The organism is Mycobacterium sp. NGS19 (assembly GCF_059813155.1).
The window spans coordinates 335,115-352,201 of sequence record NZ_JCALEB010000006.1 but is presented as its reverse complement, the minus strand read 5'-3'; the positions used below and the strand labels follow the sequence as shown (position 1 = coordinate 352,201).

Below are 17,087 nucleotides of genomic sequence, written 5' to 3'. Positions count from 1 at the left end.
GCGTCAGCCGAGGAAGTTAAGCGTCACGTTGAACAGGTAGACCGCGGTGTCGCTGGGCAGGATCTCCATCAGCGTGCTGTCGGGATAGTCGCCGGTGGCGATGATGTGCTCGGGATTGGTCGGCGAGCACGGCACTCCGCTGCATCGCAGCCAAAAGCCTGGAGCTTTGAAGATTCCCGGCGCCGGGTCGACGCGGTAATGCCCGGGCGGGATCGACGCGGTGAGGCCCTCGACCGTCCGCCCGCCGACAGCGTAGATTCCGCTGCTGCCGTAGCGCGGGGGATAGATGACCGGGTCAGCTGACGCCGGTGCTGCTGCGGCACACAGCAGCACCACGCCGGCCGCCATCAGCGCGAGCTTGCGCATGACTTGCCCTCCAACATTTCGCCGCGTCGAACCGAGCGTATCCGTCTGACCGGTGTGCCGCGGCGGAAAACTGGTCGAGACGAAGCGTGCACTCTCACGCAGAAGCGAAGGCGTTGCGCGGAAGTGTCAGCGGCAGATCGAGCGAGCTGAGCAATCCCGGGGGCGCCTCGACCACGTGTGGAATTGCATTCACGACGCGCATCGCGGTGGCGACCATTGCCCCCGCGCCGGCGGCCATGCCCGAAATACCGGCGCGTTCACGATCCCGGAGGCTCACTGCCATCGTGCAGTCGATGTCCGGCTGGCCCTGGATCACCACTCGGTAGGACATGTCGCCGATGCCCTGCGGCCATTCCGGTGCGACATCGTGCGCCAGCCGAGTCACGTGTTCGATCACGATCGCTTCGCGCCCGTCGACGACGCCGATCGCCTGCATGCGCAGCGCGGCGCAGGTTCCGGCTTCCACGGTGCCGAACGCTACGTCGAAAGTCCGATCTGTCGTCCTACGGTCGAAGTTCTCGCGGATTTCCTCGACCTCGACACCCAATGCCTCAGCCACGAGCCGGATCTGGCCCTGCCACTCTCCGGCAATGGCACCGGGGAAGCTGACCCACGGCGTGTAGTCGAGTGGCTGCCCGAAGCCCATGCCGTTGATCATGATGTCCGCGACCCCGTAGTCGTCGTACATTCCGATCTCGTATGCGTGAACCTTCTCGATCGAGGCCGACTGAGTCATCAGTACCAGCGGCAGATAGTCGGCTGCGAACCCCGGTTCGATTCCCGAGGCGTAGAGGGACGCCTGGCCCGTCTTCGCGGCGGCCGCCATCTGGTCTCGCCATTCCGCCGGCTCGTATGCCGACGGATTGACCAAGCGCGTCGTGCTCGTCGTGACGACATTGATGCCGGACTCGAGCAGCCGTACATAGTCCGGGATAGCGATGGCGTCGCGCTCCGGTCCGCTTGCGGCATACACGACGCAGTCGGGCTTGAGCGCAATCAACGCATCGGCGTCGTTGGTCGCGGCCACCCCGATAGATTCACCGCCGGCCAGTTCCCCGGCGTCCTTGCCGACCTTCTCGTCCGAGTGCACCCAGACCCCGATCAGCTCGAGATCAGGTCGGCGCGAAATGGCGCGGATCGCGATGGACCCGATGCCGCCCGTGGACCACACGACTACTCGCTTCGCGGCTGACGCCATAGCTCTCCTTCGATAGATCGCTGGACCGGTCCGGACTCGCCGACTGGTGGAGCGGCGCCGATCACTGGGTGCTCACACTAGACCAAACATCTGTTCCGGCGTAGAGTCGCGGCCCGGATGATCACGCTGCGGTTCGACATGCGCGCGCCGGCCATCGGCGCCTCGGCCCCCGAGCTCTACAGCGCCGCCATCGAGATGTGCGCGTGGGCCGAGACGAGGGGCGCAGTCGTGGCGGTGCTGTCCGAGCACCATGGCGCCGAGGACGGCCATCTACCCGCGCCGACGATCCTGGCATCCGCGATCGCCGCGCGCACCGAACGCTTGGCGATTCTGCTGGCCGCCGTGGTGATTCCGTTATGGGACCCGGTGCGCCTCGCCGAAGAGATCAGTGTGCTGGACAACATCAGCAAGGGGCGGGTCCTCTACGCGTTTGGCATCGGGCACCGCGCGCAGGAGTATGAACACTTCGGCGTCGACATGCCCCGACGCGGCATGCTCGCCGACGAGAAATTGGGACTGCTGCTGGCGCTGCTCAAAGGTCAGCCGGTCGACCACGATGGCCGCCGCATCCACGTAACCCCGCCGTGCGCGACCCCCGGTGGTCCGCTGATCATGATCGCAGGCGGCAGTGCTGCGGCTGCGAAACGGGCGGCCCGCTATGGGCTTGGGTTCATCTCCCAAGTGCATTCGCCTGCGCTCAAGGACTTTTACGAAGCGCAGTGCCGCGCCAACGGCCGCCAACCGGGTATGGTCCAGTTCCCCGATAGCAATGCCCCCACGGCGGTGTTCGTCGCCGACGACGTCGATCGCGCGTGGGACGAACTCGGCCAATATCTGCTCCACGACGCGGTGACCGCCGCCGCGTACCGGCACGGCGACGAGACAGTGGCCAGCATTTCGCGTGCCCGAAGCGTCGACGAACTTCGGGCGGGCCCGAGTCCGTACCGCATTTTCACGGTCGACGAAGCGAGCGCCTACGTGGCCGGCGGGCGGGGGTTGCAGCTGCTGCCACTGTGCGGCGGACTACCGCCACAGCTGGCATGGCCCTACCTCGAACGTGCTGCGAGCGCTGTCGAGCGCGCTCAGGTATCCAGAACCGGCTGAGGAGAACTGTTCGTGACCAAGCCAATTCGCGTCGTCGTCTGGTCGACCGGTGGTGTGGGTTCTATCGCTGTCGATGCGGTCCGGCACCGGCCGGACCTCGAATTGGTGGGCGTGTGGGTGCATTCACCGGACAAGGTCGGCCGCGATGCCGGCGAGCTCGCGGGTGGGGAACCCGTCGGGATCGCGGCGAGCAACGACGCCGAGGCGCTGATCGCGCTGCAGCCCGACTGCGTCGTGTATGCCGCGAGCGGCCCGGAGCGTGACGCCGCCGCGGTTCCCGACTATCTGCGGTTGCTCGAGGCCGGCATCAACGTGGTGTCGACGACGTCCACCAGCCTGGTCTACCCGCCCGCCTACTTCGCGAAGGAATGGCACGATCAACTCGAGGCCGCATCGAAGTCTGCCAACGTCTCGTTCTACGTCTCAGGCATCTTTCCGGGCTTTGCGTCAGATCACCTCGCGCTGCTGCTGTCGACACAGTCCAAGACCATCCGGACATTGACCGTCACCGAAGTCGCGCTCAACGACCACTATCCCGTCGCCGAGGTGATGATGGACGGGATGGGGTTCGGCCGGCCGCTGACTTTCGAGCCGATGCTCAAGACACCCGGATTCATGCAATTGGCTTGGGGCGCACCAATTTACCTTATTGCGGACGGTCTCGGCGTCGACATTTGCGAGGTCACGGGCTCGCTGGACCGTCGGGTCACAGACAGAGACATCGAAGTCGCATTCGGCACGATCAAAGCGGGCACATGCGGAGCAGTACGCACGCGAGTCGCCGGAGTCGTCGACGGAAAGGACGCGATCGTCGTCGAGCACATCATCCGGATGGCCCGCGATGTCGCCCCGGACTGGCCCAATTCGGAATACGACGCGACCTATCGCGTGGACATCGAGGGCGATCCCGACATCCACTGTTCGATGACCATGGGCGCCGCGGAGGGCCGCGCTGCGGGCCGGGCCGCAATGACCGGCACCGCCATGCGCGTCGTCAACGCCATCCCTTATGTCGTGAAAGCGCCTGCGGGACTTCTGAGTTCACTTGACCTGCCGATGACGCTGCCCCGGCACGCTTTCGGATGAATTAGCCCGCCGCGGTCAGCCGAGCGAGACCTTGCCCATGATCAAGTCGAGGATCGGCTTGCCGGGGGCGTAGGAGCCGGTGATCGACGCCATCGCGTGCCCGTTGTCCACGAGAAGATTGATGCCGCTGACGGCCCTGGCCGCGTCGCTGTTGAGGAAGATCATCGCGCTGGCCATCTCGTCGGGGGTGTGCACCTTGCATCCGGTGGCGTCACGGTAATCCTGAGCGAACGAAAGCCACAGATCTGCGTTGGCCTGCGCCAGCGGAGTATCGGTGGGACCCGGGCAGATCGCGTTGATCCGAACGCCCCGCTTGATGAACGGGTAGGACTGAATCGCCACGTACGCGTTGATCACCTGCTTGGAAAAGCCGTAGTGCAGGAAACCTTCGGATTCGTGCGCGGCCACCCACTGCTGCGCCGCCTCGTAATCGGGTGTCGCCAAGAACTCCTGGATGCGCGGAAGGTCGTTCTCCCAGCCCAGCCCCGCCAGCGACGAGATGAAACAGATGGCCGAGCCGCGGGGGAGTTGGTCATTGGCGAAGAGCTGGTCGATCAGGTGGCGATGGCCGATGAAGTTGATGCGCATGAGGTCCGGTCCGTCGGCCACACCGGCGGCAGAGAAGACCGCATGCACCGGGCCACCTACTTCCCTGAGCGCGGCGTCGATCGATGCCGGGTCGCGGAGGTCGACGGAAATCGCTTTGTCGACCGGATAGCTGATCGGGGCGTAATCCATCACGACCACTTCTGCGCCGAGCTCCTTGGCCTGCTTGGCGGCCGCGGCTCCCATACCGGTGGCACCACCCACCACGAGTGCCCGCTTGTTGTCGTAGCGGAATTGCTCGATTCCAGTCATGTCATCCTCTCCAAGAGCCCGCCGCTGCAGGGGAACATCGTTACCATACGAGGAACATATCTTTGGTTCCAGATGTGGTCGACCCGAGGATTCAGTGTGGCAGGTTCCAGCCGGCAACGCGGCGAAAGCGCACACCGCAAGCGTCCGAGGGTGGGCCCGGCTGCCCGTCAAACTGTCCTAACTGCGCTCGGCAACCCCGCGCACGACGGTGTCGCGCGCCAGGATGAGCGCCGCCCGCGTTCCCAGACCACGCACGATGTTCTCGGGCATCCACAAGACGTCCATCACGCAACGCGACAGCAGCTCTATGGATGGGCAGTCGACACGTATCTCCTTGGACTTGATCCCTTGTGACAGAAGCGATTTCAGTTGACGCATCCGCTCGGTGAACAACAGCCCCGGATTAGGAGTGTCGGGCGGCGACTGGCGCATCCACGCCAGTTGGATCTTCCACTCGTCGGGAAATTGGTCCAGCGCGTTGATGAAGACCCAGCTCAGCGCGTCGAGTTTCTCGATCGGAGACGAATCCGAACCCAGCACAGCCGCAAATCCGCCGCCGACTTTGGTGCCGAACGACAACATGATGCTGGCCAGAAGCTGGTCTTTGGAGCCGATCAACCGATAGACCGTGCCGGTGCCCAGTCCCGCCGCCGAAGCGATGTCGCGGATCGTCGTCACCTCGTAACCCTTGCGGCCGAACTCGGCGCGCGCCACCGCACGCACGTGGGCGCCTTTGTCGTCAGCCTCGGCAGCCGTCTCCTCGATCCAGGTCTTGATGGCCTCCTCGGCAGCGGTGAAGGCGTTGGAGCGGTCCAGTTCGGCATCGCTGGGCGGGCGAGCTGCCAGACCCTGCAACATAATTCGGCACAGAACGGTAGCAACCCGGTCGGGTGAGAAGTTGTGGCGAATGACGTCGAGGCCGGCGTGCATGGTGCTCTGACAAATGCGATCGGCAAGCGTGGGAAGGTCCATCTCGGGTCGGATGTAGCCGCTCCACCTGCCGGCTCGCAGCGTCTGCAGCATCGCCTGCTGCACAGCAGTGGGTGGCTCGTCAAGCAGTTTGACGAGCTCCTGGTTGGAGCTGGGAGCCTCATAAAACGACATCTGCAGCGCTGCCCGGTGCTTGACCGCGCAACGTGCGATCGCCGAGCCCAATTCCACGATCTTTTCCGACGCGGAGCGCGAGTCCGGTTCGTCCAGTTTGTCGAGGGCTTGTCTGCCGATGCGATCCAAGTCGGCGTGGTACCGCCGAATGAGCTCGACGAGGATGGCTTCCTTGGATTCGAAGTGGTGGTACAAACTGCCGGGCAGGATTCCCGCGGCGTCAGCGATTTCCTGGAGGGAGGTGCGCAGACCGGAGGACGCGATCAGCGACGCCGCCGTTTCGAGCACCTCGGTGCGCCGGCTACCCTGGGCGTCGTCAGCGCCAGACGGATGTTCAAGCGCCACAACACCTCCCGGGACTTCGTTGGCTCCATTCCCGCGAGGAACCAAGAGTTTGGTACAGATTACCAGGTGGATGGCCCTTTCGGCGCGGGCACGACCAGGGCTGTGGACTGCGATAGATACGCCGCACGTTCGCGGCGGTGTCCCGGGCTACGTGGCGATGCCCAGCCGCTCGGACACCGCGAACACCTCTTCGTAGATCGACTCGGGGACCGTGAACGGCTCCGTCGCCGAAACTTCCGCCAGATGTGCTTCGATGTCGTCAGCTGTCGGATCGCTGCCGGGTTCGCTGAGCCATCCCTCGGCGAGGCCGACGAATACGCGGGCAAAAAAAGCGGCCGCCGAAAGCAGAATAATTACGATGACTGCATTCACAGGCTCGACTAGCGAGATAGACGACGATCGGCGTGACGAGCTCGGGATTGATTGCCTTCAGGAATCCCGACTCCTCAAGGGCTTTCGGATCGCCGAGCGTTTCCGTCACCATTCTGGAGAAGCCGAACGGTAGCACCGTGTTGGCGAGAATCCCGTGTGGTGCGCCATCGAGGGCGATGACGTTGGCCAGCCCCACGAGACCTGCCTTGGCGGCGGCGTGGTGAGCCTCCAAGTGCTGACCGAACATTCCGGCCGACGACGAAATGAAGACGAAGCGGCCGTAGCCCTGCGACTTCATCACCCGGTACGCAGGCTGGCTCAGGTAGAACGCGCCGTCGAGATGAACGCCCAACATGCGCCACCAGTCATTGTGCGAAAGATCCTCGAATGCAACGCAGTTGAAAATCCCTGCGTTGCTCACCACTGCGTCTAACCGCCCGAAGCGGTCTACGGCGGTGTCGACGATCGCTTCTGCGCCGGCGGGGCCGTCCACCGAATCGTGCGATGCAACCGCGACGCCACCCGCACGTGCGATCTCGTCGACGACCTGCTCGGCGACACTGGGGTCTGACCCTTCGCCGTGCATGGTTGCACCGAGGTCGTTGACTACAACGCAAGCCCCGCGCCGCGCGAACTCGAGGGCATACAGTCGCCCGAGGCCGCGTCCCGCGCCGGTGACGATCGCAACCTGTCCGGTGAAGTCGATCATGTGTCCCTCGAATCACTGCGATTGACTGTGCCGTCATCGGACCCTACGGTGGAACAGATATTTGGTCAATGCGAGGAATGTCTTGACGAGCAACGACGCCGGCGACGACGGCTACGCGCGGTTGAACATGCTGGCGTCCGCGCTGTCCGGCCGTCCGCTGCAGGTTGCCTCCGCCGAGCACGGCGAACTGTCGTGGACGGACGGCACCACAGTGTTCATCGACCCGGGAATTGCGCCGCGCGATCAGCGCAATGCGCTCGCCGTGCAGGCCTCGTTGCTCGCGGCGGGCAGCCTCGAACCGGACATCGTCCGAAGGTTCAAGCGGCGGCCAGGTCTGGCACGACGGTATCTGGCCGTGGAAGGCCATCGGGCGCTGGCGGCCAACGACGATCTCTTGCCCCCTTTTGCCCGCTCGCTGGTTGCTCGGGACGCAGCGGCCCGCAGCGATTCACCTGCGGGGTCGCTCGCCGTGGCGCAAAGCCGAGAACCGATCGCCGACCCGCCCGAGATCTTCGGCGCGATCCAGACACGAAAGCTGTTGGCCAGCAAGGGACATACTGAGAATCTGCAGCCAGGCGGCGAGTATTCCCCGCACCGCCAGCGCGAGAATCCGCTACCCGAACTCGACGAAGAGGCCGACGACCGCCACGGCAAAGACACCATCGACCTCTTCTCGAGTCCGGTCGGCGGTGGCGGCGCGATCGGCCGGCTGCTGCAGAAGATGCTCGGCGTGGTCCGCCAACTCGGCGAGGGCGGTTCACCCGGCGCCGATGCGCCGACTCACCGCACCCGCTCCGGCACGCTCGGCAGCGTCACCGCGGTGCTCTCGACCGGTCAAACAGATGTCGCCGACGACGGGAACGACGATCACGAAGGCACGAAGTATCACGAATGGGACGTACATCGACGGCGTTACCGCCCGAGGTGGTGCACGGTCGAGGAGGTCGAACCCCACCCGAAGGCCGACGACACGTCGCTGGGATCAGCGGAGGCGTACGGATTACGCCGGCCGCTCGCGCGCCTGGGCATGGGCCTGGATCACTGTCACCGGCAGTCCCAGGGTGACGACATCGACATCGACGCGGCGGTGGAAGCACGCGTCGAGGTAATGGCCGGGTCGGCACCCGACGAAGCGGTCTACCTCGACAGCCTTCGGCTTCGGCGTGAGCTTTCCGTGATGATTCTGCTCGACATCTCCGGTTCGGTCGCCGAGCCCGGCGCCGTCGGTCAGACCGTCGACGAACAACAACGATCCGCGGCCGCCGCGCTGACCGTCGCACTCCACGACCTCGGAGACCGCGTGGCGCTGTATGCCTTTCACTCGCAGGGCCGCTCCGCCGTCCAAGTCATGCCGGTCAAACGCTTCGATGACGATGTCGACACGCTGATGATGCGGCGCCTGCGTGCCTTGACACCCGGGGCGTACTCACGGCTCGGCGCGGCGATCCGGCATGGCACGGCCGTGCTCGAGCAACAGGGCGGCACAGCGCGGCGGTTACTGGTCGTGCTGTCGGACGGGCTGGCATACGACCATGGCTACGAGCGCACATACGGCGCGGCTGATGCGCGCCGCGCCCTTGCCGAAGCCCGCCACAACGGCACGGGTTGTGTCTGCTTGACCATCGGAGCCGGCACAGACGCAGAGGAACTCAAGCGGGTTTTCGGCAGCGCCGCCCACGCGACCATCCATCGGCTCGACCAGCTCAACCGAATGGTCGGGCCGCTGTTCCGGATGGCATTGCAATCCGCCGACGTCCGACGACGAGTCTCCTAGCAGCAGAAGGGAAATGATGCCTGACAATGCCGTTCGCCCCTACTACGTGCCGGTAGGCAACGAGGAGCCTGTCTTCAAGGCGGCCTATCGGCAAGGACTGTCGATTCTTCTGAAAGGGCCGACGGGATGCGGTAAGACGCGTTTCGTCGAGGCCATGGCGCACGACCTCGGGCGTCCGCTGATCACCGTTGCCTGCCACGACGATCTCACCACGGCCGATCTGGTCGGCAGGTTTCTGTTGCGCGGCGGTGAGACCGATTGGGTGGACGGCCCGTTGACGCGAGCCGTCAGAGAAGGTGCGATCTGCTATCTCGACGAGGTGGTCGAGGCACGGCAGGACACCACGGTGGTGCTTCATCCCCTGGCCGACCATCGCCGCCAGCTGCCGATCGAGCGCCTGGGCGTCACGCTGGACGCTGCGCCGGAATTCTGCTTGGTGGTGTCGTACAACCCTGGCTATCAGAGTGTTCTGAAGGATCTCAAGGACTCGACCCGGCAACGGATGGTCGCCATCGAATTGGGATTCCCGGCATCGGACATCGAGGAGAAGATCGTCGCGTGTGAGGCCGGCGTCGACCACGAAAAGGCGGCACAACTCGTGCGATTCGGGCATGCAATTCGTCGGCTCGACACTGCCGGACTGCGGGAAGTGGCCTCTACCAGAGTCTTGATCGCGGCGGGTCGGCTCATTGCCGAAGGGGTGAGCCCTCGAGAAGCCGCCCGGGCGGCGATCATCGGCCCGTTGACGGACGACTCGCTGGTGACCCGCGGACTAGTGGAGATGATCGACGCATACCTTTCCGACGAGCCGGCGTGATGACCGTGGCGCCCGCGAAAGCAACGTTCTACAGGGAACGTTCGAGTGGGAACCTGCAAAACGTCGCTCTGGGCGACGCATCCGACGCGTGCCGACGATTGACGGTGCCGATCGCTGCCGCTAGGGTCTGAACAAATATTAGGTTTGCATCGCCGATCGGCGCTCGTGCGTCGCATACACGGAGGTTCCATGTCCTACGAGAGCACGGCCTTGCCGGTCAAGATCGGGTATCTCATGGACTTCAAACTGCCAGAAGGCTTTCCAGAGACCTACTTCCAAGACCTGACTCAACCGTTCGATCTGGTGTTCAAGCAGGGCGTCGAGCAAGGACTGATCGACCGGCCGATCGAGATCATCTACCGGGAGGTCGAGGGACTGCCGAAGGGTTCGGTCAAGGCCGTGATCGACGCCTACGGCGAACTGTGCGACGAGGGCTGCCTGGCCGTCTTCGGTCCGCACATCACCGACAACTGCGTCCCCACGGTCGAAGCAATCAACGAACGTTTCAAAGTGCCGTGCATCAGCGTCACGGGGTCCGACGAGGCGCTGGGCGAGTGGTTCTTCTCGTTCCCGCAAGGATCGATGACTGACGAACCGATTTTCTGGACAGACCTCCTGGCCAAAGGCGGCCACAGGGAAGTCGGCGTGCTCTACGAGCGATCCTTGGTCGGCGAGACTTATCTGGGCTACTTCCGGAAAGCCTGTAAGCACAAAGGCATTCGCATCGTCGCCGAAGCGTCGATTGCGCAGACAGGTCAAGACGTCACCGATGCGGTCCGCGCGCTCTACGAAGCCAAGGCGCCCGCGATCGTGCACTGCGGCTTCGGGTTCGGCATCGTCTTCGTCAACCCTGCACTCGAAGCGCTCGACTGGGATCCGCCGCGGTTCTGCGGCACCGCCTTCCAGAACGCCTGGCTGAACCCGATCATGTGGAATGCGTTCATGGGGTGGGTCGGCGTCGACCAGTACGACGAAGGCAACCAAGTAGGGCAGAAGTTCCTCGACGACTACAACGAGGCATACGGCCGGCGCCCCGAGTGGTGTGTGACGGTGGTGAACCGTGACGTCGCGATGACGCTGCTTCGAGCGCTCAGTGACGCACATCCGTTGAGCCCGCGCGGCGTGAAGGAAGCCCTCGAAAGGGTGAAGATGATGCCGGCCGCATCCGGTGCGCCGGGAACCCGAGTCACGTTCGGAAATTGGATCCGCAGGGCATGGATGGGAGCGGGCTACCTCGTCGCACGCAAGCTCGACGCCGACGGCGTGAACTCACATCTGGTCGACCGATTCGGTGAGGAATAAGCAGATGACGACGACCCAAGCCACACCACCGCCCGAAACTCCGCCGGCCGAATCGAAGAAGACATCATGGATCGGCGCCGTGTGGATCGCCGTTGCCCTGATCCTGCTCGCGCTCATTGCCGTCAACGCACGAAAAGGCGCGGTATCACCGCGGATTCGCAACCCGGAGGTAGCGGGCGCGCCGCGCCCGGTGGAACCGCTGTTCGGCTTCCACCATTGGCTGGATCTCTTCCAGATCTTCACGATCGTCTCGATGTCGATCATCGTGATCGTGTACGTGGTGGCGTGGCGCCGACACGGAGCTCACCCGGTGCTGCTGATGGGCATCGTGACCACGTTGATCGTCTGGCAAGACCCGATCATGAACTGGTCACCGTACGCGGTGTACAACCCGGAACTGTGGCACTGGCCCGAAGATTGGCCGCTGGTGTCTTTGTCGCCGACGGTGGAACCGTTCCTGGTGATCGGCTACATCATGTTCTATCTGGGTCCGTACTTCCCCGCGATCTGGATTCTGCGCAAGATCCAGGCGCGCCGGCCCGTCGACTCGTTCGTGTGGCGCCATCCGCTGATCAGCCTGGCATTGATCATCTTGCCGATCGGCATCCTGATCGACGCCATGCTCGAGATCACGCTGGTACGGACCGGCTTCTACATCTACTCGCAAGTCATTCCGTTCGGCTCCGTTTTCGCCGGAGAGACATACCAATTCCCGTTCATCTGGGAAACCGTGATGGTGACGTTCGTGATGATCCCGGCCGGCGTGCTGCTGTACCGCGACGACACCGGCCGTACCGTGGCGGAGAAGCTTGCCCGGCGGGCCCGCATATTCCCGAATCGCCCGACGCTCGGGATGTTCGTGGTCATGTTCGTGATCGTCAACATCGCCTACTTCGCGTATGGAACCGGTTTCGCAATCATCAAGTGGACCCGCACCGCGACGTCCGTTGCCTGCCCATGGCCGTATCCGGAAGCCAAAGTCTATGACCCTCAAGGCTTTTACGAGGAGAACGGTCAACCGGGCCCCTATTCGGTGGGCATCTGGTCCACCTGGATGAGCGCGCAGCCCAACGGGCGGCCGGACGTGGAGCTGGGCGCCAAGAGCAATAGGTGTGCGCCCACACCATGACCCAACCGCGCAGCGTCGTCATCACCGGTGCCTCACGAGGACTCGGGCTCGCGTCGGCAACCCGCCTGTACAGGAGCGGATGGCAAGTGGTGGCGGCGATGCGCTCGGCCGAGGCCGGCTGGCAGCGGCTTCGGGACGCCACGGGTGCCGCCTCTGACGATCCACGGTTGATCTGCGTACCGCTCGACCTGACCGACCCCACGTCAGTGACCGCAGCGGCCAAAATGATCGAAGAGGCGGTCGGTGCCCCGCATGCGCTTGTCCACAATGCCGGGATCTCTGCCGCCGGGATGGTCGAGGAAACCCCAATCGGCCTGTGGGAGAAGATGTTTCAGACCACGATCTTCGGTCCGGTGGCGTTGACAACCGCCCTGCTGCCTGCCATGCGCAGAGCAGGCCGGGGCCGAATCGTGCTGGTTTCCAGCCAGGGCGGTGTCCGCGGAATGCCGGCAATCGCGCCGTATTCGGCGGCGAAAGGTGCACTCGAGCGGTGGGGAGAGTCCCTGGCTGCTGAGATAGCACCATTCGGCCTCGGCGTGACCGTTCTGGTGACCGGCACCTACGACACCGACATCATCACCGATGCCGGCACCTCGGATTGCCGCGACTTCGACGGACCGTACGCGCGTCATCACGCCACCATGGACCGCCGCGGCCGATTCGCGATGAAGATCACCGCACGCTCGCCCGAGCGTTTCGCCGCCGGACTGGAGAAGGCCCTGGGCGCCACCGCACCATTCGTCCGGCGGCCGGTGGGACCGGATGCCCGAATGTTGTTGGCTGCCAATCGGTTACTGCCTCCGGCGGCGATGCACCACATGATTCGGCTGATGATGGGTCTTCCGAGAACCGGCGGATTGAGAACCGACGAAAGTGAGCTGAGATGACGGTGCGCTTCGAATCGCGGATGATGATCGACGGCAAGCTCGTCGACGGACAAGCGGGCGCGTTCCCCAACATCAACCCGGCCACCGAAGAAGTCATCGGAGAAGTGGCCGACGCGTCGAAAGCCGACATGCATCGCGCCATCGATGCCGCACGGCGCGCTTTCGACGAGACCGACTGGTCGACGAACCGCGAACTGCGTAAGCGCTGCCTGCTGCAACTGCACGACGCGCTGGAGAAGGAAAAAGAAGAGCTGCGCGAGGAGCTGATCCAAGAGGTCGGATGCCCACGCGCGATCACGTTCGGTCCTCAGCTCGACGCTCCGCTGGAAGACGCCCTCAAATATCCCGCCCAGCTGATCGACGAATACCACTGGGAGACCGACCTCGGTGACAGGTTCGTGGCCCTCACCGGGCAAAACACCCGGCGCAAGGTGTGGCGGGAGCCCGTGGGCGTGGTCGGCGCGATCGTGCCGTGGAACTTCCCGTTCGAAGTCACTATTCACAAGCTGGCTCAGGCGCTGGCCACCGGCAACACGGTGGTGCTCAAACCGGCACCGAATACGCCGTTCAACGCGACACGAATCGGCCGGCTGATCGCCGAATCCACCGACATCCCAGCAGGAGTCGTCAACGTCGTCACCGCCTCGGATCACTTCGTGGGGGAGGAGCTGACACTCTCGCGCAAGGTCGACCTGATTTCGTTTACCGGCTCCACGGTCGTCGGGAAGCGCATCATGGAAAAGGGCGCCGCCACCATGAAGCGGCTGTTCTTGGAGCTCGGCGGCAAGTCGGCGACCATCGTGCTGGAAGATGCCGACCTCGGCATGGGGTGCGCAATCGGCATCGCTCCGTGCATGCACGCCGGCCAGGGCTGCGCCAATCCGACCCGACTGCTCCTGCCTCGCTCCCGCTACGACGAGGGGGTGGCGATGCTCAAGGCGATGTACGAGGGCGTGATGCCCGGCGATCCGCAGGACCCCGGCACGTTGTGCGGGCCGGTCATCTCGGACAAGCAGCGCCAGCGCGTGCTCGGCTACATCCAGAAGGGCATCGAGGAAGGCGCGACGTGCCTGGTGGGCGGACCCGATGCGCCCACCGGCTTCGACAAGGGATTCTTCGTCAGACCAACGCTTTTCACCGACGTCGACAACAAGATGACCATCGCCCAGGAGGAGATCTTCGGGCCGGTGCTCTGTGTGATCCCGTTCGACGACGAGGACGATGCGGTCCGCATCGCCAACGACAGCATGTACGGGTTGGCCGGCAACGTCATGTCCGGCTCGGTCGAGCACTCGATCGCGGTCGCACGGCGGATCCGCGCGGGCTTCATCGGCTTGAACGGCACGGCGGCCTATGGCGCCGACTCACCATTCGGCGGCTACAAGGAAAGCGGCGTCGGCCGCCAGAACGGCGTCGCCGGGTTCGACCAGTACACCGAAATCAAGACGGTCGCCTACCCGGCCAGCTAAGGGAGTCACCATGCAGCTTTTCGACGATCTCGAGGATTTTGGATCATTCGACGACTTCGTGTCGGGCGCGGTTCGTGACCCGTACACCGAGCTCGCGCGGTTGCGTCGCGAAGAACCGGTGCAGCGCATCGAGATCCCGGGAATGCCAGGCCAAGAAGGCAAGCCGATCTTCATGGTGTATCGCTACGAAGACGCCCAGCAGATGTTGCGCGACAACGAGACGTTCTCGTCGTCGATCATCATCCAAGCCTTCGGCGACGTGTTCGGCAAGCACGTCATGCTCGGAATGGACGAACCGGAGCACGGTCGGCACCGTGCGCTCGTCGCAAAGGCGTTCTCGCAGAAGGCATTGGCGCACTGGGAAGACGAATTGATCGCCAAGGTCGCTAACGAGTTGATCGACCGATTCGTCGGCCGGGGCAGCGCAGACCTGGTGAAGGAGTTCAACTTTCCCTATCCGACGCGAATCATCGCGGCGCTACTCGGTCTTCCCCAGGAGGACTATCCGCAGTTTCAGCGCTGGTCGATCTCGTTGCTGGCGTTCACCGTCAACGCCGAGCGTGGACGTCAAGCCTCGCAGGCGCTGGCCGAGTATTTCAGGCCAATCCTGGCCGCCCGCCGCGAGAAGCCCCGCGAAGACCTCATCAGTCGGTTGGCCGCAGCGGAGATCGACGGCGAGCGTCTCTCTGACGACGAGATCTTCTCGTTCCTGCGGTTGCTGCTTCCCGCCGGGGTCGAAACCACTTATCGCGCACTGGGAAACCTGCTGTTCGGTTTGTTGTCCAATCCCGACCAGCTCGACGCGGTGCGCAACGACCGCTCCTTGTTGCCGCAGGCGATTGAGGAGGGCGTGCGGTGGGAGCCGCCACTGATCATGATCACGCGGGTGGCGAGTCGCGATACTGAACTCGGTGGTGTGAAGATCCCGGCCGGCTGCTCGGTGATGCCCGTGCTGGGCGCGGCGAATCGGCAGGAGGAGCGATTCCCGGATCCCGACCGCTTCGACATCTTCCGCGAACCCAAGCCGAACATCGGATGGGGGCACGGCGTCCACGTTTGTCTCGGCATGCATCTCGCCCGCCTGGAGATGCGCGTGGCGTTGAACCTGCTGCTCGACCGCCTGCCGAACCTGCGGCTCGACCCTGCGGCCGACGATCCGCATATCCGTGGCCAAGCGTTTCGATCGCCGACGTCTGTGCCGATCCTCTTCGACGTCCCGCATGGCTGAACTGCGGGTCGACGGTCGGGTCGTGGCCGCGCGGAAGGAGTTTAAGTGAGCGATTTCGACTCGGTCGACTTTTTCTCGGACCAATCGTTGGTACCCAACCCGTATCCGTACTTCGACTACCTGCGGTCCAAATGCCCCGTGTCGCGCGAATCCCGTTACGGCGTCATGGCTGTCACCGGTCACAAGGAAGCGTGCACGGTGTATAGGGAGGATGCGTTCTCGGCCTGCGTATCGGTCGCCGGTCCGTTCGCCGGAGTCTCGTTCGAATCCGACAGCGACGACATCGGCGAATTGATCGCCAAGTATCGCGACAAGATCCCGATGAGCGAGCACATCGTCACTCAAGACCCGCCGGAACACACCCGCACTCGGGCACTGCTGAGCCGACTGCTGACCCCCAAGCGGCTCAAGGAGAACGAAGACTTCATGTGGCGGCTGGCCGATCAGCAGCTCGACACATTCGTCGATCGCGGATCATGCGAGTTCCTCGAGGACTACGCCAGGCCGTTCTCCACCCTGGTCATCGCCGACCTGCTCGGTGTCCCGGAGAAGGACCACGAGGAATTCCGGGAAGCCATGATGGGCGAGATCGTCGGTGCGCTCGATGATGATTCGCCGGCGCACAACCCGCTGGTGTGGCTCGACGACACCTTCACCAAGCTGGTGGTCGACCGTCGGCGCGAACCGCGTGACGACGTGCTGACCGCTCTGGCGCTGGCCAAATACCCCGACGGATCGACACCCGAGGTGATCGATGTCGTTCACCTGGCCACGTTCGTCTTCTCCGCCGGCCAGGAAACCACGACGAAACTGCTGAGCGCGGCACTACGGATACTCGGCGAGCGGCGCGATCTCCAAGACCTGCTCCGCACAGACAGAAGCCTGATTCCTACGTTCCTCGAGGAGACGCTGCGGCTGGAAAGCCCCGTCAAGAGCCACTTCCGGCTGGCGCGTCATTCCACGACGGTCGGTGACGTACCGGTCGCCGCAGGCACCACGATGATGCTGTTGCCCGGCGCGTGCAACCGTGATCCGTCGAAATTCGAAGAGCCCCATGAGTTTCGGATCGACCGGCCGAACGTACGTGAGCACGTGGCGTTCGGTCGCGGCAGCCACTCGTGCCCAGGTGCACCGCTCGCCCGTGCCGAAGGCCGCATCTCGCTGAACCGCATCCTCGACCGAATGGCCGACATCACGATCGACGAGGCAGCGCATGGTCCGGCTGGAGCCCGCCGCTACGAATACGAGCCGACTTTCATTCTGCGCGGTATGACCGCACTGCACCTGGAGTTCACGCCTGTGCTGTGAAGTAGCCAAACTGCTCGTCGCCTCCGACTAC

14 protein-coding genes and 1 pseudogene are annotated in these 17,087 nt (G+C 64.1%); 10 read left to right on the top strand and 5 right to left on the bottom strand.

The features are described 5' to 3' along the window. Nucleotides 1–3 precede the first annotated feature (3 nt). Both AC5Y4N_RS18875 and AC5Y4N_RS18870 read right to left on the bottom strand, forming a co-directional pair. Nucleotides 4–366, bottom strand: a complete 363-nt coding sequence (locus AC5Y4N_RS18875) for a hypothetical protein (protein WP_499908631.1) — start codon at nt 364–366, stop codon at nt 4–6. A gap of 94 nt (nt 367–460) precedes the next feature. Next, a complete protein-coding gene (locus AC5Y4N_RS18870; RefSeq protein ID WP_499908629.1) occupies nt 461–1,564 on the bottom strand; it encodes an NAD(P)H-dependent amine dehydrogenase family protein in 1,104 nt (367 codons plus the stop codon). Nucleotides 1,565–1,681: 117 nt separating this feature from the next. Between AC5Y4N_RS18870 and AC5Y4N_RS18865 the strand changes: the two genes are divergently transcribed. Beyond that, nucleotides 1,682–2,668: an LLM class flavin-dependent oxidoreductase gene (locus AC5Y4N_RS18865; protein WP_499908627.1), complete on the top strand. Its 987-nt coding sequence runs from the start codon at nt 1,682–1,684 to the stop codon at nt 2,666–2,668. A gap of 12 nt (nt 2,669–2,680) precedes the next feature. Beyond that, a complete protein-coding gene (locus tag AC5Y4N_RS18860; RefSeq protein WP_499908625.1) occupies nt 2,681–3,754 on the top strand; it encodes an NAD(P)H-dependent amine dehydrogenase family protein in 1,074 nt (357 codons plus the stop codon). 15 nt (nt 3,755–3,769) lie between these two features. On the opposite strand, the gene AC5Y4N_RS18855 is transcribed toward AC5Y4N_RS18860, so the two are convergent. The 3 genes and pseudogenes from AC5Y4N_RS18855 to AC5Y4N_RS18845 all read right to left on the bottom strand — a co-directional run bounded on the left by AC5Y4N_RS18855 (nt 3,770) and on the right by AC5Y4N_RS18845 (nt 7,142). Beyond that, complete coding sequence (locus tag AC5Y4N_RS18855) at nt 3,770–4,612, bottom strand: SDR family oxidoreductase (RefSeq protein WP_499908623.1); 843 nt, start codon at nt 4,610–4,612, stop codon at nt 3,770–3,772. A gap of 177 nt (nt 4,613–4,789) precedes the next feature. Next, a complete protein-coding gene (locus AC5Y4N_RS18850) occupies nt 4,790–6,061 on the bottom strand; it encodes a TetR/AcrR family transcriptional regulator (protein WP_499908621.1) in 1,272 nt (423 codons plus the stop codon). Nucleotides 6,062–6,208: 147 nt separating this feature from the next. Next, nucleotides 6,209–7,142: pseudogene (locus AC5Y4N_RS18845) on the bottom strand (SDR family NAD(P)-dependent oxidoreductase). Between the two features lie 127 nt (nt 7,143–7,269). On the opposite strand from AC5Y4N_RS18845, the gene AC5Y4N_RS18840 reads away from it, so the two are divergent. The 8 genes from AC5Y4N_RS18840 to AC5Y4N_RS18805 all read left to right on the top strand — a co-directional run bounded on the left by AC5Y4N_RS18840 (nt 7,270) and on the right by AC5Y4N_RS18805 (nt 17,056). Then, nucleotides 7,270–8,916, top strand: coding sequence for a nitric oxide reductase activation protein NorD (locus AC5Y4N_RS18840; RefSeq protein WP_499908722.1), 1,647 nt, complete (start codon nt 7,270–7,272; stop codon nt 8,914–8,916). A 16-nt stretch (nt 8,917–8,932) separates the two neighbouring features. Then, on the top strand, nt 8,933–9,733 hold the full coding sequence (locus tag AC5Y4N_RS18835) for a CbbQ/NirQ/NorQ/GpvN family protein (RefSeq protein ID WP_499908619.1): 801 nt from the start codon (nt 8,933–8,935) through the stop codon (nt 9,731–9,733). Nucleotides 9,734–9,922: 189 nt separating this feature from the next. Further along, entirely contained in the window at nt 9,923–11,035 is a 1,113-nt protein-coding gene (locus AC5Y4N_RS18830; RefSeq protein ID WP_499908617.1) for an ABC transporter substrate-binding protein, read from the top strand. 4 nt (nt 11,036–11,039) lie between these two features. After that, complete coding sequence (locus AC5Y4N_RS18825) at nt 11,040–12,164, top strand: spirocyclase AveC family protein (RefSeq protein ID WP_499908615.1); 1,125 nt, start codon at nt 11,040–11,042, stop codon at nt 12,162–12,164. Beyond that, the gene (locus AC5Y4N_RS18820; protein ID WP_499908613.1) at nt 12,161–13,051 is read left to right on the top strand and encodes an SDR family oxidoreductase; all 891 of its coding nucleotides are present in this window, start codon (nt 12,161–12,163) and stop codon (nt 13,049–13,051) included. Before AC5Y4N_RS18825 ends, AC5Y4N_RS18820 begins: the two co-directional genes overlap by 4 nt. 20 nt (nt 13,052–13,071) lie before the next feature. Beyond that, nucleotides 13,072–14,520, top strand: coding sequence for an aldehyde dehydrogenase family protein (locus tag AC5Y4N_RS18815; protein WP_499908720.1), 1,449 nt, complete (start codon nt 13,072–13,074; stop codon nt 14,518–14,520). 10 nt (nt 14,521–14,530) lie between these two features. Beyond that, nucleotides 14,531–15,748 carry a cytochrome P450 gene (locus AC5Y4N_RS18810; protein ID WP_499908611.1) on the top strand — a complete coding sequence of 406 codons (1,218 nt, stop codon included), beginning with the start codon at nt 14,531–14,533 and terminating at the stop codon, nt 15,746–15,748. Nucleotides 15,749–15,793: 45 nt separating this feature from the next. Further along, the gene (locus tag AC5Y4N_RS18805) at nt 15,794–17,056 is read left to right on the top strand and encodes a cytochrome P450 (protein ID WP_499908609.1); all 1,263 of its coding nucleotides are present in this window, start codon (nt 15,794–15,796) and stop codon (nt 17,054–17,056) included. The last annotated feature ends 31 nt before the right edge of the window (nt 17,057–17,087 follow it).